Origin of the sequence: Janthinobacterium sp. 75 (assembly GCF_004365495.1) — a bacterium.
Classification (GTDB): Bacteria; Pseudomonadota; Gammaproteobacteria; order Burkholderiales; family Burkholderiaceae_D; genus Janthinobacterium.
In genome coordinates, this window is the sequence record NZ_SORD01000001.1 from 4094129 (window position 1) to 4113643 (window position 19515).

At 62.6% G+C, this 19515-nt stretch carries 18 protein-coding genes; 10 read left to right on the forward strand and 8 right to left on the reverse strand.

The window, feature by feature from the left end:
• Nucleotides 1–27 precede the first annotated feature (27 nt).
• The 4 genes from C8C89_RS18675 to C8C89_RS18690 are packed head-to-tail and all read left to right on the forward strand — an operon-like array spanning nucleotide 28 to nucleotide 4232.
• Complete coding sequence (locus tag C8C89_RS18675; protein WP_133991683.1) at nucleotides 28–1128, forward strand: STM4014 family protein; 1101 nt, start codon at nucleotides 28–30, stop codon at nucleotides 1126–1128.
• Entirely contained in the window at nucleotides 1121–1963 is an 843-nt protein-coding gene (locus tag C8C89_RS18680; protein ID WP_133991685.1) for an STM4013/SEN3800 family hydrolase, read from the forward strand. Before C8C89_RS18675 ends, C8C89_RS18680 begins: the two co-directional genes overlap by 8 nt.
• Complete coding sequence (locus C8C89_RS18685) at nucleotides 1960–3339, forward strand: STM4012 family radical SAM protein (RefSeq protein ID WP_208327725.1); 1380 nt, start codon at nucleotides 1960–1962, stop codon at nucleotides 3337–3339. The genes C8C89_RS18680 and C8C89_RS18685 overlap by 4 nt, the downstream gene beginning before the upstream one ends.
• Nucleotides 3333–4232, forward strand: a complete 900-nt coding sequence (locus C8C89_RS18690) for an STM4011 family radical SAM protein (protein WP_133991687.1) — start codon at nucleotides 3333–3335, stop codon at nucleotides 4230–4232. The genes C8C89_RS18685 and C8C89_RS18690 overlap by 7 nt, the downstream gene beginning before the upstream one ends.
• A gap of 75 nt (nucleotides 4233–4307) precedes the next feature.
• Here C8C89_RS18690 and C8C89_RS18695 read toward each other — a convergent pair whose 3' ends face one another.
• On the reverse strand, nucleotides 4308–6497 hold the full coding sequence (locus C8C89_RS18695; RefSeq protein WP_208327726.1) for a prolyl oligopeptidase family serine peptidase: 2190 nt from the start codon (nucleotides 6495–6497) through the stop codon (nucleotides 4308–4310).
• A gap of 416 nt (nucleotides 6498–6913) precedes the next feature.
• On the opposite strand from C8C89_RS18695, the gene C8C89_RS18700 reads away from it, so the two are divergent.
• The gene (locus C8C89_RS18700; protein WP_101484522.1) at nucleotides 6914–8701 is read left to right on the forward strand and encodes a GGDEF domain-containing protein; all 1788 of its coding nucleotides are present in this window, start codon (nucleotides 6914–6916) and stop codon (nucleotides 8699–8701) included.
• Nucleotides 8702–8732: 31 nt separating this feature from the next.
• Here the strand turns inward: C8C89_RS18700 and C8C89_RS18705 are convergent, their stop codons facing one another.
• The 5 genes from C8C89_RS18705 to C8C89_RS18725 form a co-directional block, all read right to left on the reverse strand.
• Nucleotides 8733–9176, reverse strand: coding sequence for a DUF6386 family protein (locus C8C89_RS18705; protein ID WP_133991689.1), 444 nt, complete (start codon nucleotides 9174–9176; stop codon nucleotides 8733–8735).
• A complete protein-coding gene (locus C8C89_RS18710) occupies nucleotides 9173–9649 on the reverse strand; it encodes a DUF4262 domain-containing protein (RefSeq protein WP_101481148.1) in 477 nt (158 codons plus the stop codon). Before C8C89_RS18710 ends, C8C89_RS18705 begins: the two co-directional genes overlap by 4 nt.
• Before the next feature lie 126 nt (nucleotides 9650–9775).
• Nucleotides 9776–11164 carry an SEL1-like repeat protein gene (locus tag C8C89_RS18715; protein ID WP_101484521.1) on the reverse strand — a complete coding sequence of 463 codons (1389 nt, stop codon included), beginning with the start codon at nucleotides 11162–11164 and terminating at the stop codon, nucleotides 9776–9778.
• A 176-nt stretch (nucleotides 11165–11340) separates the two neighbouring features.
• Nucleotides 11341–11970: a 3'-5' exonuclease gene (locus C8C89_RS18720; RefSeq protein ID WP_180338445.1), complete on the reverse strand. Its 630-nt coding sequence runs from the start codon at nucleotides 11968–11970 to the stop codon at nucleotides 11341–11343.
• A gap of 37 nt (nucleotides 11971–12007) precedes the next feature.
• Nucleotides 12008–13258, reverse strand: a complete 1251-nt coding sequence (locus C8C89_RS18725; protein ID WP_101481147.1) for an Hsp70 family protein — start codon at nucleotides 13256–13258, stop codon at nucleotides 12008–12010.
• A gap of 470 nt (nucleotides 13259–13728) precedes the next feature.
• On the opposite strand from C8C89_RS18725, the gene C8C89_RS18730 reads away from it, so the two are divergent.
• Nucleotides 13729–14805, forward strand: a complete 1077-nt coding sequence (locus C8C89_RS18730) for a LacI family DNA-binding transcriptional regulator (RefSeq protein ID WP_243858093.1) — start codon at nucleotides 13729–13731, stop codon at nucleotides 14803–14805.
• A 177-nt stretch (nucleotides 14806–14982) separates the two neighbouring features.
• Here C8C89_RS18730 and C8C89_RS18735 read toward each other — a convergent pair whose 3' ends face one another.
• A complete protein-coding gene (locus tag C8C89_RS18735; protein WP_101481145.1) occupies nucleotides 14983–15402 on the reverse strand; it encodes a YidB family protein in 420 nt (139 codons plus the stop codon).
• A 261-nt stretch (nucleotides 15403–15663) separates the two neighbouring features.
• Here C8C89_RS18735 and C8C89_RS18740 point away from each other — a divergent pair, with 261 nt between their 5' ends.
• The 4 genes from C8C89_RS18740 (at nucleotide 15664) to C8C89_RS18755 (ending at nucleotide 18741) form a co-directional block, all read left to right on the forward strand.
• Nucleotides 15664–15876 carry a hypothetical protein gene (locus C8C89_RS18740; protein ID WP_034751103.1) on the forward strand — a complete coding sequence of 71 codons (213 nt, stop codon included), beginning with the start codon at nucleotides 15664–15666 and terminating at the stop codon, nucleotides 15874–15876.
• Nucleotides 15877–15985: 109 nt separating this feature from the next.
• A complete protein-coding gene (locus tag C8C89_RS18745; RefSeq protein ID WP_133991691.1) occupies nucleotides 15986–16693 on the forward strand; it encodes a hypothetical protein in 708 nt (235 codons plus the stop codon).
• 73 nt (nucleotides 16694–16766) lie between these two features.
• Entirely contained in the window at nucleotides 16767–17240 is a 474-nt protein-coding gene (locus C8C89_RS18750) for a DUF6328 family protein (protein WP_101481143.1), read from the forward strand.
• Between the two features lie 283 nt (nucleotides 17241–17523).
• On the forward strand, nucleotides 17524–18741 hold the full coding sequence (locus tag C8C89_RS18755) for an MFS transporter (protein ID WP_133991693.1): 1218 nt from the start codon (nucleotides 17524–17526) through the stop codon (nucleotides 18739–18741).
• Between the two features lie 50 nt (nucleotides 18742–18791).
• Here C8C89_RS18755 and C8C89_RS18760 read toward each other — a convergent pair whose 3' ends face one another.
• Nucleotides 18792–19490, reverse strand: a complete 699-nt coding sequence (locus C8C89_RS18760) for an amino acid racemase (protein WP_166674796.1) — start codon at nucleotides 19488–19490, stop codon at nucleotides 18792–18794.
• Nucleotides 19491–19515: the final 25 nt, after the last annotated feature.

The following is a 19515-nucleotide window of genomic DNA, read 5'->3' on the forward strand; positions in this document are numbered from 1 at the left end:
GTGGTCAAGTAAACGGAGTTTCATTCCTTGCACACGCATCTCACCCTGCTGGCGACCGCAGGTAGCAAGCGCGTGCGCCTGATGCAGGCGGCGCGCGCGCAGCTGCGCCTGCCGCCCGCGCAGGTGCTGGAATGGCGCGACTGGCTAAGTCAGCCCGCCTTGCTCAATGTCGCGTTGGCGCATCCCGGCCTATTGAAAATCGAACCGCCCGGCGACGATCCCGCCGCCCATTTGCTCCTGCTGCAGGCAGGCTGCCGGCTGCTGGACCGTCCGCCGGTCGCCGCGCCTGCGCATGGCGAACTGCTGGCCATGGATGCCTGGTTTGCCGGTTTTACGTCTGCCATGGCGACCCTGGCCGCGCAGCTGGCCGAGCTGCCGCCGGCGCGCGTGCTCAATGCGCCGGCCGACATCCGCCTCATGACGGACAAGCTGGCCTGCCAGCGACACCTGGCCGCGCATGGCGTCGCCATTCCCACCCTGCTCGGCCCCGTGCACGGCTACGCGCACCTGCAGTCGCTGCTGCACCAGCATGACCTGGACCGCGTGTATCTGAAGCCGCGCTACGGCTCGTCCGCGTCTGGCGTCGTCGCCTACCGCAGGAACAAGGCCGGGCGGCAGCAAGCCACCACCTCGGCCACCTTATCGCAGGCGGATGGCCAGACACGCTTGTTCAATGTCAAGCGCATGGCGCGCTACGAGACGCAACACGACATCGCGGCCCTGGTCGATGCGCTGGCCGCGCAGGAACTGTACGCGGAAGCGTGGCTGAACAAACCCCGCTGCGGCGACAGCCATTACGACCTGCGCGTGGTGACCGTAGCCGGCCAGCCCGCGCACCGCGTGGCGCGCATCGGACAACACATGATGACCAATCTGCACCTCGACAACCGGCGCGGCGACGCTTCCAGCCTGCTGAACGACGCCGACATGCGCGCACTGGAGAACACAAGCTCCCAAGCGGCGCGCGCCTTCCCCGCCAGCCATGTGACAGGCTACGACCTTGTCGTGAGCAACGGCCAGGCCCGCGTGCTCGAAGCCAATGCCTTTGGCGACCTGCTGCCCGGCCTGCTGTGGCATGACGCGGATACGTACACGGCGCAGCTCTCTCATTTCAGCCAACATGCCTAAAGAACCACCGACCATCCCTGACATGCACGCCATCGTCGGCAGCCACGACATCGTCTTCATCACGCTTGACACCCTGCGCTTTGACGTAGCGCAAGCGCTGCATGAAGCAGGCGAACTACCCGTGCTCGGGCGTTTTTTACCACCGGGAGGCTGGGAACGGCGCCACTCGCCCGCGACCTTCACGTATGCGGCGCACCAGGCCTTCTTCGCGGGCTTTTTGCCCACGCCGGCCGCACCGGGCCGCCATCCGCGCCTGTTCGCTTCCGCCTTCGCGGGCAGCGAAACCACCTCAAAGCACACGTTTGCGTTCGAGCAAGCGGACCTTCCCTCCGCGCTGGCCGCGCGCGGCTACCGCACCATCTGCATCGGCGGCGTGGGTTTCTTTAATAAACAGACGGCGCTGGGCACGGTGCTGCCGGCGCTGTTCCAGGAAAGCCACTGGAACGCCGGCATGGGCGTGGCCAGCCGCCATTCGACGCAAAAACAGGTAGCTCTGGCCATAGCCCGCCTGGCGGACGGCGATCAGCGCACCTTCTTGTTCATCAACGTGGCGGCCCTGCACACGCCGAACCGCGCCTACCTGCCCGGCTGCCGCGCCGACTGCCTGGAAAGCCATGCGGCGGCCCTGCGCTATGTCGACCAGGCGCTGGCGCCACTGTTTGCCGCCTGCGCCGCGCGCGCGCCCACGTTTGCCATCGTCTGCTCGGATCACGGCAGCGCGTATGGCGAAGACGGTTACCGGGGCCACAGGGTGGCCCATGACAGCGTATGGAACGTGCCGTACGCGCACTTCCTCATCGCCCCCGATACACATCCCAAGGAGTCCCCACCGTGAACCCAGCCGAACAGCCTGGCACCCTGGCGCAGCGCATGCGCCACACGCCCTACCAGGCGTATTCCTACTCCTATCCGCACAAGGCAGCCTACCGCGCCTTGCCGCAGGCGGCGCCCCTCGCGCCACTGTGGGCGCAGCAAGACCGTTCCGCCCTCTTTGCCTACATCCACATCCCGTTTTGCGAGATGCGCTGCGGCTTTTGCAACCTGTTCGCCATGGCCCGCCCAAGCGGCGACATGGTCGAGCGCTACGTGCAGCAAGTGCTGGTGCAGATGCGCGCCCTGGCTGGCGCACTGGGCGAACGGCGCTTTGCCCGCTTCGCGCTGGGGGGCGGCACGCCCACCTATCTGTCGCCGGCGCAGCTGGACACCTTGCTGCGCGGCGCGCGCGATATCCTCGGCATCGACCTGCAGCACACGCCGGCCGGCATCGAAGCGTCGCCTGAAACCATCACCACCGAACGCCTGGCCGTGTGCCGCGCGCATGGCATCGACCGGGTCAGCCTGGGCATCCAGAGTTTTGCCGCCGGCGAAATGCGCGCGCTGGCCCGGCCGCAGCAAAACGCCACCGTCCATCACGCCATCGGCCTGATACGCGCCGCCGGTTTTCCGACCCTGAACCTGGACCTTATCTACGGCATCGCCGGGCAAACCGTGGCCAGCCTTCTGGCCTCCATCGACAGCGCGCTGGCCTTCGCGCCCGAGGAAATCTATTTGTATCCGCTGTACGTGCGCGAGCAGACGGGCCTCGGCAAGGTGGCGCGCCGCCAGGGCGCTCAATCGCTCAATCCCATCATGCTGGCGCAGGACGGCGACAGCCGTTTGGCCCTGTACGCGGCCGCGCGCGACCATTTGCGCGCGCAAGGCTACGAGCAGGTCTCGATGCGCATGTTCCGCGCGCCCCATGCGCCGGAACAAAACGGGCCATCGTACTGCTGCCAGAACGATGGCATGGTGGGCCTGGGCGCGGGCGCCCGCTCCTACACGGCCAACCTCCATTATTCGAGCGAGTACGCAGTGGCGCGCACGGACACCATCAACATCATCGAACAGTATCTGGCGCTCGATGAAGCGCGCTTCGCGCAGGCAGAACACGGCTACCAGCTTGATGAAGCGGAACAGCGCCGCCGCTACGTGATCCAGTCGCTGCTGACCGAACCGGGCCTGGACCGCGACACCTACATGGCGCGCTTCGGCACGCGCTGCGAAGAAGACTTGCCGCAACTGGCCGAGCTGCACTCCTTGGCCCTGGTGCAAGAGGATGGCCCGCTGCTGCGCCTGAATGAGCGGGGCTACAGCTACGCCGATACCATCGGCCCCTGGCTGGCGTCCGATACGGTGCGGGCGCTGATGGCCGAAGGCGGCCAGGCGTGCTGACAGCGCCGGCAGCAACGCTGTCCCTGCTGTACCGGGGCACGCTATCGAGCTGCAATTACGCCTGCGGCTACTGCCCGTTTGCCAAGAAACGCGACAGCCGCGCTGCGCTGGCCCGCGATGCGCACGAAGTGGCGCGCTTCACCAGTTGGGTGGCGGCGCAAAACCGGAACATCAGTGTCCTGTTCACGCCCTGGGGCGAAGCGCTGGTGCGGCGCCACTACCGTACGGCCATGCAAACCCTGGCAAGCCTGCCGCACGTGCGCCAGGTGGCGCTACAGACGAATCTGTCCGGCCCATTGGGCTGGCTGGAGAACATGGACGGGCTGGAAAAGATCGGCCTGTGGTGCACCTACCATCCGGACCAGACGACACTGGCCCGTTTTCTCGCACGCTGCGCGCGCCTGGACGCCATGGGCGTGCGCTATTCCGTGGGCGTCGTGGCAATGAATGAACACCTGGATGCCATCCGCGCCCTTCGCAAGTCCCTGCCCGCCCACGTCTACCTGTGGCTGAATGCGTATGACCGCCGTGGCCCCGGCTACTACAGCGAGCAAGACCTGGCCTGGCTCGATGGCGTCGACCCGTGGTTCGCGCAAAACCGCCGCCCGTCTCCCTCACGCGGCAAACCTTGCCTGGCGGGCGAAGCGTCGCTGTCCGTCGATGGCGCTGGCGAACTGGCGCGCTGCCACTTCGTGCCCGAGCGGCTGGGGAATTTGTACGCGGATGAACTGGAGGACATGCTGCAGGAACGGCCCTGCCCCCGCTTCAAGTGCGATTGCTATATCGGCTATGCGCAGCGCAAGGATTTGCCGTTTCAGGCCTTGTTTGGGGAGGGTGTGCTGGCGAGGATTGTGACTGTAGGTCGAATTAGCGGGGCGAAAAGCCCCGCGTAATCCGACATCGTGCTGACATGACAGGTGGTGTCGGATTACGCACGGCGATGCCGCGCTAATCCGACCTGCCGTGTTTTACTGCGCCGCCACCTTGGCCGGCTCCGCCACTACCGGCGTCATCTTCAGCGAACGGCTGAGGAAGCCCCAGCGGTCAGCCACTTCTTCGATCTGCTTGGTCGTCGGCTTGCCGGCGCCATGGCCCGCCTTGCTGTCGATGCGGATCAGCACGGGTGCCGGGCCACCTTGCGCCGCCTGGGCAGCAGCGGCGAACTTGAAGCTGTGGGCTGGCACGACGCGGTCGTCGTGGTCGGCCGTGGTGATCATGGTGGCCGGATAGCAGCCGCCCGCCTTCAGGTTGTGCAATGGCGAGTACTTCACCAGCGCCTTGAACTGCTCTGCGTCGTCCGACGAACCGTAGTCAGGCACCCAGCCCCAGCCCACGGTGAACTTGTGGAAACGCAACATGTCAAGCACGCCCACTTGCGGGATGGCTGCAGCGAACAGGTCCGGACGCTGCGTCATGGCCGCGCCCACCAGCAGGCCGCCATTGCTGCCGCCGCCGATCGCCAGTTTCGATGGCGAGGTAACCTTGTTGTCCACCAGCCACTGCGCCGCGCCGATAAAATCGTCGAACACGTTTTGCTTGTTCAGCTTGGTGCCAGCCTGGTGCCAGGCTTCGCCGTATTCGCCGCCGCCGCGCAGGTTGGCCATCACGTAGACGCCGCCCATTTCCACCCAGGCAAGATTCGCCACGGAGAAGCTAGGCGTGAGCGAAATATTGAAGCCGCCATAGCCGTACAGATAGGTCGGGTTCGTGCCATCGAGCTTCATGCCTTTTTTCGAGACGATGAACATCGGCACCTTGGTGCCGTCGCGGCTGGTAAAGAATTGCTGGCGCGTTTCAAAGGCATTCGGGTCGAAATCGACCTTCGGCTGGCGGTACACCGTACTTTTGCCCGACTTCATGTCGTAGCGGTAGATGGTCGCTGGCGTCGTAAAACTGGTAAACGAGTAGAACGTTTCCGTGTCGCTACGTTTACCGGCAAAGCCTCCCGCCGAACCGATGCCCGGCAAGGCCACTTCGCGCACCAGCTTGCCGTTCAGGTCGACGATCTTGATTTGCGTTTGCGCATCTTTCAGGTAATCGAGCACCAGCTGATTGTTGATCAGGTTGACGGCAACCAGGGTTTCCGCGCTTTGCGGCACGACTTCTTTCCAGTCGGCAGGCGCAGGTTTGCGCGTATCGATGGCGATTACGCGCGATTTCGGCGCATTGTTGTCCGTCTTGAAGAAGAACACGGGGCCGTCATTGTCGATGAAGGAGTAGGAAGCGTCGAACGCTTCCAGCAAGCCCACCACCTTGGCGTTCTTTTGGCGCAAATCCTTGTAGAAGACACGGTTCTTGCGTTCCGTGCCCTGCGTGGCCGTGATGATCAAATAATTGCCGTCATCGCTGACGGTGCTGCCGCCAAACGCCCATTCTTTCTGGTCGGGACGGTCGAAGACCAGCACGTCGTCGCTTTGCGGCGTACCGATCTTGTGGAAATACAATTTCTGGAAGTAATTGATATCAGCCAGCTTGGTTGCTTCATTCGGCGCGTCATAGCGGCTATAGAAGAAACCCTTGTTGTCCTTGGTCCACGAGGCGCCCGAGAACTTGGCCCACTTGATGTGGTCCGTCAAATCCTTGCCCGATTCGATGTCGCGCACTTTCCACTCGTTCCAGTCGGAACCGGAAGCGGACGTGGCATAAGCCAGATATTTGCCGTTCGGGCTGATCGAGGTGCCGGCCAGCGCCACCGTACCATCGGTGGACAGGGTGTTCGGGTCCAGCAGCAGGCGCGGTTCGTCCGTCAGTTTTTTCACCGTGTACAGCACGGCCTGGTTCTGCAAGCCGTCGTTGCGGCTGTAGAAGTAGCGCCCGCCCTGCTTCGTTGGCGTAGAGAAACGCTCATAATTCCACAGCTTGGTCAGGCGCTGCTTGATCGCGGCGCGCTCGGGAATGGTGCCCAGGTACGACTGCGTCAGCTTGTTTTGCGCCGTGACCCATTCGCCCGTTTCCGCACTGTTGGCGTCTTCCAGCCAGCGGTACGGATCGGCGATGGTGGTGCCGAAATAGCTGTCTTGCTGGTCGACTTTTTTGCTGAGCGGATACGTCACGGGAGCGCCGTCGCCTGCCGGGCATGCTGGTGCGGACTGTGCCATGGCATTGCCACCGAAAGCGGCCAGCAAGCTGAATATGAGGGTTGCACTACGTAATTGCATGGGTTGTTTGTCTCATTGTTGGATGTCGAGGAAAGCAGGCCGCACAAACACGCGTGGCGGCTGCCCATGTTGACTTTCGCCAAGAGAAATCATAGCGCGGATTGCCACTTTTAAAGCACAGTTATCTGCGGGATTTGCCGTTTTTTGTTTGGGATTTCCACAGTAAACGCCGTGGTAAATCACGTTTTTGGGGAGAATCGGCAAACTGACAGGTAGGAAAGAAACATTATCAAAAGCTAATACGTTTCATCAAGCTGTCATAAATCTTCTTTACTATAGGCAACATGTTCATGGCCCGTCCAGAGGCCGTGCCGCCACATCCTCCTATGCACACTCTCGCCCTCCCTTCCACCACCGCCGCGCCGCCCGGCGCGATGCCATCGAATGTGGCTTACCTGAAGCCGCCATCGGCCCCCATGCCCATCGAAGGAACGGATGCCTTGCACGAGATCCTGGCGGGCCGCAAACTCAGCGCACTGTTCCAGCCCATCATCCACATGCACAGCGGCGACATCATCGGCTACGAAGGCTTGATACGGGGACCGTCCGACAGCCCCCTGCACGCGCCGATGAATCTGTTCAAGGTGGCGCGCGCGCATGACCTGACCCTGGAAGTGGAACACTTGTGCCGCCAAGTGGTGCTCGAACGCTTTGCCGAACTGCAGCTACCGGGCAAGCTGTTTCTCAATGTCAGCCCCGAATGCCTGCTGCTACGCAATGCCCGCCATGGCGAAACGCTGGAATACATCGAGCACATCGGCATCAATCCGGACCGTGTCATCATCGAGCTGACGGAAAACCAACCCACCTACGATTACGAGCTGATGCGCGAAGCGGTGCTACATTACCGCAATATGGGTTTCCAGATCGCCATCGACGACCTGGGCGAAGGCTTTTCCAGCTTGCGCCTGTGGTCGGAACTGCGCCCGGAATACGTAAAAATCGACATGCATTTCATCCAGGGCATCAATCATGATCCCGTGAAACTGCAGTTCGTGCGCTCGATCCAGGAAATCGCGGAAAAATCGGGCACCCTGGTCATTGCCGAAGGCATCGAGGCGCAGACGGAATTGCTGGTCTTGCGCGACTTGGGCGTGGCCTTCGGGCAAGGCTATCACCTGGGACGGCCCAACGCGGTGCCGGCTCGCGCGCTGCCGGCCGAAGTGGTGCAGGCGCTGGGGCGCAACGGCGTGGCCGTGTATCCGCAGCGCAGCAGCTTGGAAAAGAACGGCTCCAGCATCCGCAAGCTGCTGCACCGGGTGGCGGCCGTCTCGCCGCAGCGCAATAATAACGAGGTATACGATATCTTCCTGAAAGAACCGAAGTTGATGATCATCCCCGTCGTCGATGACGGCGTGCCGCTGGGCCTGATCAGCCGCTTCGAGATGATCGACCACTTCGCCCGTCCCTACCAGCGCGAACTGTATGGCAAGAAATCATGCAGCCTGTTCATGGATGCCACGCCCCTGATTGCCGATCACGAGACGAGCTTGCAGGAACTCAGCTACACCATGGTGCAGTCCGATGCCCACCATCTGTTCAACGGCTTCATCATCACCGAAGAGGGCCGCTACCTGGGCATGGGCACGGGCCACGACCTGATGCGCGAAATCACGCAGATGCAGATCAATGCAGCGCGTTACGCCAACCCGCTGACGCAACTGCCCGGCAACGTGCCCATTAACGAGCATATCGACCGCCTGCTGCACAGCGGTGCCCGTTTCTGGGTCTGCTATTGCGACCTCGACCACTTCAAGCCCTTCAACGATGTATACGGCTACCGCAAGGGTGACGACGTGATCCAGCTGACGGGGGAAATCCTCAGCAGCCATTGCGACCCGAACCGCGACTTCATCGGCCACATCGGCGGCGACGATTTCATGATTCTGTTCCAGAGCGAAGACTGGGAAACGCGCTGCCAGGCCATCCTGGAGCGCTTTGCCGCCGCCATTCTCGCCTATTACAGCACAAGCGACTGCGAACGGGGCGGCTACATCAGCGAAGACCGGCAGGGCAAGAAAGTGTTTTATTCATTGATCAGCTTATCCCTGGGCGTCATCAAGGTCGAGGCGCACCAGTACTACACCCACCATCAGATTGCCACGCAGGCGGCCGAAGCAAAGAAGCAGGCGAAAAAAATCCACGGCAACAGCCTGTTCCTGGACCGGCGGCAAGGTGCGGGCGTGGCGCGCCTGGATGCCTAGCCAGGGTCGATAGCAAGAGAATGAATGGGGATCAGATACGCACGAGGTCGCCAAATGCATTGCTGCTGCGCGCATCGGGCACGAATGCCAGGCTGATCAAGTCGCCATCGCGGCGCGCCTGCACGCGGCAGCCGCCCACGGGCACGTCCACGAACAGGCCGCCAAATGCCGTGTCCGGTTCCAGGCCGCCGCCCGTGACGTCTTCCCCGGCACCGATGAAGACGCGGCCCGAGACCACGGCCAGATGCACGCTCACGTGCGGCTCGGCAAGTTCTGCGTGCACTACCAGGTCATACGCGCCGTCGCCGCTCACGTTAAAAAAAGCCACCTGGCCCGCATTCACGGCCGCCAGTTCCGCGCCGGGGATGCTCCACCAGTCGCAGTCATCGTCCAGCTTGTGACGCAAGAGCGCCGGGTCGAACACGCACAGGGTAGCCGTATCGGTACAAACCCTGGCCGTCGTCCCTGCCGTCATGCCGCCAGCGGCGCCGGTCCCAGCAGGGGCTGGCTATCCACATATTGCGCACTGGCCTGCGCCTGCCACGGGAAATGGCCATCACGCGACGGCCAGACGATCTGGTACAAGGTAAAATCGTCGCCCTGGTAGTACCAGCGCGCATAGCCCACATAGTTGCGGTATTGCTCGACGGGCACGCGCACGAAGGCGCACTGATGGCCTTCCAGCAAGACGTCCGTGGTGGCCGCGAAATCCGTGATGGCGCCGCTGCGCACGGCATCCAGCGCCAGGTCAAGTATCTGATGGGCCATGGCGCGCGGCAAGCCCATGATGAGAAATTCGGGCTGGCCAAAGCTGTGGCCAGCCCCTATGGTGAAGGCATAGCCGGGACCTTCTTCATCAGCACTGATATGGACGCCATGCCAGCCATGCGTGGCGATGTCGTCGATGACTTTTTGCTCGGATGCATCCTCGCCTGCCTGCCTTACCATGTTCCACCTTTCACTATGCCAAAAATCTGCGCCGCACGCATGCGCGCATTGCCTCAATGCGGCGCGACATGCCGGTGAGCAATTATCGCATGCAGTGCGCGTGCGTGCGCGCACAGTGGCCGCGCTTCAGTCAGGCGACGGCGACGGCGGGTAACGCCCCTGCTGCCATTGCCGCAAGCGCTGCTGCGCCTCTTCCAACTGTGCCGGTTCCAGGCTGGCGGCCGCCGCTTCCCTGGCCCTGGCCGCCCCACTATCGCCACCCTCGGCCGCAAGCGCCAGCCACATGTAACCGCACGGCAAGTCCTTCTCCACGCCGCGCCCGCTGTTATACATGCAACCCAGGTTGTACTGGGCCAGCGCAAGGCCCTGGCTGGCCGCGCGCGCATACCATTGCACGGCCAGGCTGTCATCTTGCGGCACGCCATGGCCATTCGCATACATGACGCCCAGGTTGTTTTGCGCGCTGGCATCGCCCTGCTCGGCGGCCGTGCGATACCAGCGCACGGCACAGACTTCGTCGCGTTCCACGCCCTGGCCATTGGCATACATCACGCCCAGGTTGAACTGCGCATTCGACGCGCCCTGGGCAGCCGCCCTGGCATACCAGTCCAGCGCCTGGCGCAAGTCGCGGGCGATGCCGCGCCCGCCCGCATACATGCCGCCCAGATTGTATTGCGCCATGCCATGGCCCTGCAGGGCAGCGCGCCGGTACCAGGCAAGGGCGCGCGCCTCGTCCTGCTCCACGCCCCGGCCGCGCGCCAGCATCAGACCCAGGTTGAACTGGGCTTCGGCATCATCCTGCTCGGCTGCACGCTGCAGCCAGGCATAGGCACGCCGCTGGTCGGGGGCCACGCCCAGGCCTTCCGCATACGCCACGCCCAGTTGCCGCTGGGCCACGGCCAAGCCCTGGGCAGCGGCCTGGCGGAACCAGGACAGCGCCTGCGCATCGTTTTGCGCCACGCCCTGGCCGCGCTTGTAGACGAACCCCAGGTTCAGCTGCGCCTGCGCATCGCCCTGCAAGGCTGCCTTGCGGAACCAGGCCAGGGCAAGCGCATCGTTCTTTTGCGCTCCCAGCCCTCGGGCATACGCTACACCCAGCAGCGATTGCGCACTGGCCACGCCCTGCTCCGAGGCGCGGTAAAACCACGCCAGGGCCAGCTCGTCGCTCTGCAGCACGCCCCGCCCCTTGCGGTACATCTGTCCCAGGTTATGCTGGGCCGAAGCATCGCCCTGGGCGGCCGCGCGGCGAAACCACAGAACGGCGTCCTCGTCGCTCTGCGCCACGCCGCGGCCGTGGTAATACAGGGCGCCCAGGTGGTTCTGCGCATAAGCCAGCCCTTGCAGCGCGGCCAGGCGTAGCCAGACAAAGGCGCGCGCGTCGTCCTGCGCCACGCCTTCGCCCTTCCTGTACAGCAATCCCAGGTTGAACTGGGCATAGGCATTGCCCTGCTCGGCAGCCGTGCGGAACCAGATATACGCCTGATGGCTATCTCTGGCAGTATGGTGCTTGTCCATGTGCGCCCCCACCCACATCGCGCTTGCCGGCGGCACGCGCAAAACGGCGGCCCAGGGCGGCGAAATCGTGTGTTGCCTAAATTGTAAATTCGATGCGGGGGAAGGACTTGAGCAGGCTCAAACGAAATAGCAAAATCATATCGTTTTGATGAGCCCGCTTCGATGCGCAATGCAGCTCAGCGGCGTGATGGGTGCTTTTGCAGGAATTGCGGCACTTTCGCGGCCGCCAGCTTGTTCAGTGACACCAGCAGGTCGGCGTCGACATCGGCAATGCCGTAATTGCTGCGCAAATGGCGGCCAATATGGATCAGCACTTGCGCCGCCACTTCCGCGTCGGACTCGGCCCTGTGGGCGGCGCTCTTGAAGGCGATGCCCAGCTGGCTCGACAGCAAGCCCAGCTTGTAGCTGGCCATGCCGGGAAACACGCGGCGCGACAGTTTCAAGGAACACACGAGCGACTGGTGCGCGGGCGTCAGGTTCAGCCTGGCGCTTTCCGCGCGCAGGAATTTTTCATCGAAACTGGCATTGTGCGCCGACAAGGCATCGCTGCCGATGAAATCGATCAGCTGCGGCACCACCTCGGCCACGGGCGGTGCCTTGTCCACCATGGCCTGCGTAATGCCCGTCAAGCCCGTGATGAACGAGGGAATGCGCGCATTGCAATTGATCAGGGTCACATAGCGGTCGGTGATTTTCCCGCCCTCGATGCGCAAGGCCGCCACTTCCGTGATGCGATCGCCCATGTCGGGTGACAGACCGGTCGTCTCGAAGTCGATCATGACGATCGGTTTGTCAAACACATTCATGGGGCGTTCTTTCGGAGGTGCGGCGGGGTGATGATTATCAACCAAATTTACGTACTGCGTCCAGCGCCAATCCCGCGCCAATACTGCCGAACAAGTCGCCTTCGACTTTGCGCGCGGCCGGCACCAGGGCGGCGATCTTTTCGCGCAGCAAGCGCACGCCGGAAGAGCCGCCCGTGAAGAACACGGTGTCAACGGCTTCCGGCGCCACGCCCGCATCGCGCAGCAAACGCAGCACGGTTTCTTCCACGGAACCGCACAAATGGCCGATGGCTTCGTCGAATTGCGTGCGCTTCAGCAACAGGCTTTGCGCGGGCGACAAACGGTCGAGCTCCAACTGCACTTCGGCCGCGTCGGACAGGGCAATCTTGCCCTCTTCCACTTTCATGGCCAGCCAATGACCGGCGCGCTCGTCGATGAGCTTTTGCAAACGTTTCACTTTGTCTTGCTCACGCGAATCGCGACACACGTCGGCCAGCTGCATCCAGATCTTCTTGGTGTAAGCCAGGTTAATGGTGTGCCAGGTAGCCAGGTTGAAATAATAGCTGGATGGCACTTCGCTATTGTTGTGCAGGCGGCTGCCATAGCCGAGCAGAGGCATGACGGAAGACAGGCTCAGGTATTTATCGAAGTCCGTGCCGCCGATGTGTACGCCGCCGGTGGCGAGGATATCCTCGCGCCGCTCCGTCTTCTTCGCACGCTCCGGCGACAGCCGCACCAGGGAAAAGTCGGATGTACCGCCACCGATGTCGGCGATCAGTACCAGCTCTTCCCTGTCGATTTGCGACTCGTAGTCAAACGCAGCGGCAATCGGCTCGAACTGGAAAGCAACGTCCTTGAAGCCCACGGAACGGGCCACCTCGGCCAGGGTATCTTGCGCCAGCTGGTCGGCCTGCGCATTGTCGTCGATAAAGAAGACGGGACGGCCGAACACGGCGGACGAAAATTCGCGGCCGGCGGATTGCTCGGCGCGGCGCTTCACTTCGCCTATGAATTGGGCCAGCAACATGCGAAATGGCAGCGCACGGCCGCCCACTTCCGTCTGGCCGTCGATGAGACTGGTGCCCAGCAAGCTTTTCAGCGAGCGCATCAAGCGCCCCTCGTAGCCGGCCAGATAGCCGGCCAGCGCCGCGCGGCCAAAACTGACTTCCTCGTCTTCCGCATTGAAGAAGACAACGGACGGTAAGGTCGTCTTGCCATCTTCCAGGCCGAGCATGGTGCTCTGCCCGGGACGCGCCCAGCCTACCGTGGAATTTGACGTGCCGAAATCGACGCCGCAAGCATTGGCCATGTCGACCCTTCCCTGAATAAAGGGGCGTTATCTTATCAGAATGCACGCCATTGCACCAGAAAAATACTTCCGGTACGGCCAAGACAACAAGCTTGCTTTTCATCAAGTAGCTACGGCGTGCAAAAGCTACTCTTGGGAAGTGACACCGAGCAACTCGGCCAGCTCCCGGAGACCCATCGCGCCCTACGCCCCCATGCACCGCCCGCGCGCCCTGGCCGCAGCGTTGCTGGCTGCCCTCCTCGTTTCCCTGGTCTGCTGCGACGGCGGCGGCGCGGTACCGATTCAAGGGCAAGCATACCACTTGCCATTCAGTCATATTTTTTGCAACATGAACAAGAAAACAGTCTTGCCATGCGGCAATCTTTTGCGCTATGCTCATTCTGCCCGCCCAGGCCGCCACGAGCGGCCGGGCCTGCAGGAATATTTTGAGACAGATTGCTTGCCAGACCAATATGCGAAAAAAGAATACTGTGGCCCGGACACCCATCACCACCCGCCCCGCACCCGGTGCCGGACGGCGCGTGACCTCGTATGATGTGGCCCTGCTTGCCGGCGTGTCGCAATCGGCCGTATCGCGATGCTTCAAGCCGGGCGCCAGCATCTCGCCCGCCACGCATGCCAAGGTCATGCAGGCGGCAATCAGCCTCGACTACATCCCCAACGCGGCCGCGCGCAGCTTGATCACGCGCCGCTCGAACCTGGTTGCCGTCATCATTTCCAACCTGGCCAATTTGTACTATCCACAAGTGTTGTCCGACCTGAGCCAGCAAATCGCCCGCCAGGGCAAGCGTTTATTGCTATTTACCCTGGAGCGCGAAGCGGACATCGGCAAAGTCTTGAGCGATGTGTGGCAATACCAGGTCGATGGCGCCGTCGTGGCCGCCTGCCTGTCGGACGAGCAAATGGCCGAATTTGGCCGCCGCGACGTGCCGCTGGTGCTGTTCAACCGCAGCCCCCGAGAGCACGCCGTGCATGCCGTGCTGTGCGACCAGGCGGAAGCGGCGCGCCTGCTCGTCTCGCGCCTGGCCGAGGCGGGTCACCGCCAGTTCGCCATCATCGATGGCCCCGGCGATTCGGCCGTGGCGCAGGAACGCAAGGCCGGCGTGCTGGACCGGCTGTTCACGCTGGGCTTGCCCGCGCCCATCGTCGTCAGCGGCAACTACGATTACGCCAGCGGCGGTCGGGGCTTGCGCAAGGTCATCGACCGCCTGGGTCGCGTGCCGGACGCCGTCATTTGCGGCAACGACATCATGGCCATCGGCTGCCTGGACACGGCGCGCCACCAGTTGGGCATCCAGGTGCCGCTGCAAATGTCGGTGGCCGGTTTCGACGCGCTGGAAGCGTCCGGCTGGCTCAGCTACGACATCACCACCCTGCGCCAGCCCGTGCAAAAAATGGCTGCCGATGCCGTCGCCATGCTGGGCGAACTGATGGAGCGGCGCGGCGGCATCGCCGAGCGGCGGCGCTATTGTTCCTATCTGGTGGAGGGAAGTACGGCGCGGCTGACCGACGCGCAACCCCATTTCGGCATGATGGCCGCTGCCTGAAAAAAAACCGTGGCGTTGTTGCCGGGCTTACTCTAGTCCTTCGCCGTACTGGCCTACTGCCATCGGGGCGGCGCCTGGCCGCAGGCGTTTTTCAGACGTTCACACATTACACGCAAGACCTTGCGCATAAAAAAACCTCGCATCGCTGCGAGGTTTTTCACTTCCAAGACCAGAAAATCAACCGAAGAACTTACCCTTGAGCATATTCAAGCCCTGGCTGACGAGGTCATTGCTTTCTGGCACTTGACCGTTGGGCGTCAGCTTGTCGATCAGCTGGGGCAGCAAGGCTGCCAGGCCGCCCGAGGCCGCGTCCGGTGCGACGCCCGCTTTTTCAGCGATCTGGGAGATCGTGTCGGCACCCAGCGCATCCTTGATCTGTTCGCCGGAGACGGGCGCATTGGCACCGGTGCCGATCCAGCTGGCCACCTGGTCGCCCAGGCCGCTTTCCTGGAATTTCTGCAGCAGGCCCGGCAAGCCGCCATGCTGGTTGACCAGATCCATTACACTGGCCATCAGCCCCGACGGGGCCTCCCCATCCGCGCCCTTATTGCCCAAAGCGCTCATCGCCTGTCCCGCAAGTTGATCTAGCAAACTCATCGTATTCTCCTGAACGCTGTCCATTAGTGCCGCGTATAGCGGCGTCCGGTAGGCCGACGCCTAGTCGCCGACATACACAACAATTATACTATACATAATTCACATGCCATATTTACAATGCAACAAGCTATTCAAAAACAGGCTTGGCCTCAGCTGCGCCCACCTCCATCATATTTAGTTCGGCACAACATGCAAGCGTAAATTGACGGCTCGCAAAAACGTGTAGAATTAATTTTCCTACTTACTGAGGAGTATCAATACATGAACATCAATAAAGCGGTAGACAAAGCCTACGAGAAAAAAACGTTCAAGGAAATCGCTGATGCCCCTGTTGATGCGCTGCAAGGCGTAAGCGAGAAGGATGCAGAGCTGCTCAAGCAGGCATTCAATATCAAGACCGTGCGCGACCTGGCGAACCTGAAATACTCGAAGTGGGCGCGCGCCATCGTCACCCTGGCCGATACGGAAGAATAGACGGGAACATGCACCAGCCAAGCCCGTCAGCACAGCCCGCCCAAGTCGGCGGGCTTTTTCATTCCGGGAGGCTATTGGCTGGCAAGCCGATAGCTGCGCGGAGCCGCCATTGTCTATGCCGCTGACCCTGCCCGGCATCTGCTGGCCCTTGCAAGCGAGCACGGGCCATCTGGCCGTCACCACCGCCCACATCACCGGCCACTTTCGCGCCGGCGCGGGCGAAGACGCCATCGTCCTGTGCGACCTGCTCCCCGCCGGAAAGTTTCGCAATGGCGCAGCACGCCACTGGTGCCGCACGCACCAATGCTACTGGGGCACTCAGGCCGACTTGGCCGACCGGCAAGCAAGCCAGCAGATGCGTTGCCGCCAGCACGCCAGTCCCATGGGCTATGTACTGTATCCGGTGCTGTTCGACCCCAGCCAGTTTCACGCCACCACCTTGCGTCTGGGCCCCGATGGCTTGCTGCAACTGCGCGCCCGGACTGGTGACGGCGGCACCCTGCTGGCACGCAACGCAGCCGCGCTGGCCATCGACTGCCGCGCCCTGCCCGGCTTGTTCCCTCCCGACATCGTGCAGCTGAATATCACGCCGCCCGCCGCGCAAGCCTACGCCGCCGCCTTGCAGGCGGCCATGCCGATGGACTGCAGCGACTGCGCCCGCTGCGGCCACCCGCATCTGGACCTGGGCAGCTTCGCGCTGGCGCCGCACCGGCGCCACAGTTGCGGCCATTGCGGCCATGATGCCTCGCACAGCGCCACGCCCATCGTTTCGACGCCCCTGTGGCGTTTGCGTCGACACTACACGCAATGCTTCTGACGGTGCGCCGGGCCACAGTCGGCCTGGGCGCTTGTGCGTAGACTGGCCCCATCACCACCACGAGGACGCTCCCATGCCACACGCGCAACACCAGGATGAAGATGGCCAGCCAGGCGACGAAGGCGATTTGTCCGACCTGCTCAGCGAATTGCGCATCCTGCTGCCGGGCGCGCAAATGCTGACGGCCTTCCTCATCATCCTGCCCTTCAACGGCGGCTTCGCAAAGATCGTGCAAGCGGAAAAGATCGTCTTCCTGTTGACGTTTTTCCTCTCCATGACCAGCCTGGTGCTGCTCAGCGCGCCAGCCATCCAGCACCGCGTCATGCGCCCCCTGCAAGACCGCGAGCGCTTCAAGCGCGTGGCAGACCGCATCATGATGTGCGGTGCCTTCTCCCTGGCACTGGCCTTCATCCTCGGCACCAATTTGGTGATGTCGGAAGTCTTCGGCCACGTCGCCGGCATCGTCGCCTGCGTGCTGATGGGCTCACTCATCATCTGCATGTGGTGGTGGCTGCCCTTGCACTTGAAGCACGCCAGGAAAATCTAGGCGGCGATGCCCGCCTGCTCCAGCAAGGTCTCGCGGAAGATCCCACCAGCGGACGCGTTCCGTGTTATCGTTAACAAACATAGCAATCGCTGGTGTGTGCAGTGCAGCAGATTTTAGCCATCGCCCAGCAGAGCTTGCCCGAATCTTTTACAATGTTGTCCTTGAGCAGTTCTTATCGCCCGAAAATACCGGCCAGCCGTCGACTCTGGTGGCATATGGCCACTTCCGGCCGGGCCACAGCACGCCTCTCCACCCTGTCATTCCTTACCCAACTAACAAGAACATGCACGCCTCCGTAGATCCCCTCATTCCGCGCGTCACCGCGCCTTTTGGCGCTGGCTATGCCGACCTGGCCCTGGCCATCGGCGGCCTCGCCATCGGCACGGGCGAATTTGCTTCCATGAGCATCTTGCCCGTGGTGGCCGACGACCTGGGCACGACCTTGCCGCAGATGAGCCACATGATCAGCGCCTACGCGCTGGGCGTGGTCATCGGCGCGCCCCTGATCACGATCTTCCTGGCGCGCATGCCGCGTCGGCTGATGCTGATCTGTTTGATGCTGATGTTCGCTGGCGGCAACTTGCTCAGCGCCATCGCCCCCAACTATGGCTTGCTGGTGGTGGCCCGCTTCGTCGCCGGCATTCCCCATGGCGCCTATTTTGGCGTGGCAGCCCTGGTGGCGGCCGCCCTGGCCGAACCGGACAAGCGGGGCCAGGCCGTGGCGCGTGTCCTGATGGGCTTGACGGTCGCGAATATCTTCGGCGTGCCGCTGGCCACGTATATCGGCCAGACCCTGGGCTGGCGCTCCGCCTTTTTGCTGGTCGCCGCGCTGGGTTTGCTGACCATGCTGATGGTGCGCATCTTCGTGCCCATGGTCGCTGCCGGCGATTCCAGCCCGCGCCGCGAACTGGGCGTGTTCCGCCGCCTGCAAGTATGGCTGACCCTGCTGATGGTGGCGATCGGCTTCGGCGGCATGTTTGCCGTCTACACGTTCATCACGCCCACCTTGCTGGAAATCACGAAAGTGTCACCGCTGGTCATTTCCATCTTGCTGGCCATTATCGGTGTCGGCATGACCTTGGGTAATCTGATCGGCGGCTGGCTGGCCGACCGCTCGCGCCTGTGGACGATTTTTGGCGTGCTGCTGTGGAACGTGGCCGCGCTGGCCGCATTTACTTACACCAGCAGCAATGTCTGGCTGACGGCGATCAACCTGTTCGCCATCGGCGCCGGCATCGCCGTCGCCCCCGCCGTGCAAACGCGCTTGATGGACGTGGCCGGCGACGCGCAAACCGTAGCCGCCGCCCTCAACCATTCCGCCTTCAACATCGCCAACGCGCTGGGCGCCTGGGCCGGCGGCATCGCCATCGCCATGGGCATGGGCTTGCGCTCGACAGGCTGGGTCGGCGCCATGCTGGCCTGCGGCGGCATCGTCGTGCTCGGCATTTCCGTACTGGTGGAAAACCGCAGCCGCAACCTGAGCGGCGCGCAGCCGGCTTGATGATTGACAAGAGCGGCGACCAGCTTGGTCGGCCGCTCATTTGCCTGCGCCTAGTCCGCAACGGCAAATGCCACCGCCGCCTCGCAATGAATCTCCGTGGTATTAAATAGCGGTAAGTCGACATCGCCCTGCCGGATCAGCAGCGGTATCTCCGTACAACCCAAAATCACGCCCTGCACGCCTTGCAGCCGCAGTTTCTCGATGATGCCGAGAAAAATTTCCCGGCTGGCGTCGGTAAAAATATTCTGCACCAGTTCCTTGTAGATGATGTCGTGGACGATTTCCTGGTCGGCCGCATCGGGTGTCACCGTCGCGATGCCGCACTGTTCCAGTGCCTGGTGATAAAACCTGCCCCCCATCGTCTGTTTGACGCCAAGCAAGCCCACCTTGTGAGCGCCCGACTGCTGCACCCTTTTCGCCGTTTCCTCGACGATGCTGATGAATGGCAAGCCGATCTGCGGCACAACGGCCGGGGCGAAGCGGTGCGCGCCATTCGCGCACAGCAGGAAGAAATCCGCGCCCATGCCTTGCAGACGCTGCCCTTCCCCGACCAGGAATTGCTCGATAGCATGGGAATCGGGCTGCGATGCGTGCGCGACAAAATCCGCCTGGTCTATGCTGACCAGCAAGATGCGCGCGCTATGGGCGGGACCGATGCGCGCCACCAGCATTTCATTGAGCAAGCGGTAGTATTCGAGGGTGGAAGCCCAGCCGATGCCGCCAATTAAACCAATAGTCTTGTTTTGCACGTCAAATCCCACGCAATGAATTGCG

What these genes read in the sequence shown, in the direction of transcription:
- C8C89_RS18680 (WP_133991685.1), top strand. Translation starts at nt 1,121, where the DNA reads ATGCCTAAAGAACCACCGACCATCCCTGACATGCACGCCATCGTCGGC.
- C8C89_RS18695 (WP_208327726.1), bottom strand. Translation starts at nt 6,497, where the DNA reads ATGCAATTACGTAGTGCAACCCTCATATTCAGCTTGCTGGCCGCTTTC.
- C8C89_RS18700 (WP_101484522.1), top strand. Translation starts at nt 6,914, where the DNA reads ATGCCCATCGAAGGAACGGATGCCTTGCACGAGATCCTGGCGGGCCGC.
- C8C89_RS18705 (WP_133991689.1), bottom strand. Translation starts at nt 9,176, where the DNA reads ATGACGGCAGGGACGACGGCCAGGGTTTGTACCGATACGGCTACCCTG.
- C8C89_RS18710 (WP_101481148.1), bottom strand. Translation starts at nt 9,649, where the DNA reads ATGGTAAGGCAGGCAGGCGAGGATGCATCCGAGCAAAAAGTCATCGAC.
- C8C89_RS18715 (WP_101484521.1), bottom strand. Translation starts at nt 11,164, where the DNA reads ATGGACAAGCACCATACTGCCAGAGATAGCCATCAGGCGTATATCTGG.
- C8C89_RS18720 (WP_180338445.1), bottom strand. Translation starts at nt 11,970, where the DNA reads ATGAATGTGTTTGACAAACCGATCGTCATGATCGACTTCGAGACGACC.
- C8C89_RS18725 (WP_101481147.1), bottom strand. Translation starts at nt 13,258, where the DNA reads ATGGCCAATGCTTGCGGCGTCGATTTCGGCACGTCAAATTCCACGGTA.
- C8C89_RS18735 (WP_101481145.1), bottom strand. Translation starts at nt 15,402, where the DNA reads ATGAGTTTGCTAGATCAACTTGCGGGACAGGCGATGAGCGCTTTGGGC.
- C8C89_RS18740 (WP_034751103.1), top strand. Translation starts at nt 15,664, where the DNA reads ATGAACATCAATAAAGCGGTAGACAAAGCCTACGAGAAAAAAACGTTC.
- C8C89_RS18750 (WP_101481143.1), top strand. Translation starts at nt 16,767, where the DNA reads ATGCCACACGCGCAACACCAGGATGAAGATGGCCAGCCAGGCGACGAA.
- C8C89_RS18755 (WP_133991693.1), top strand. Translation starts at nt 17,524, where the DNA reads ATGCACGCCTCCGTAGATCCCCTCATTCCGCGCGTCACCGCGCCTTTT.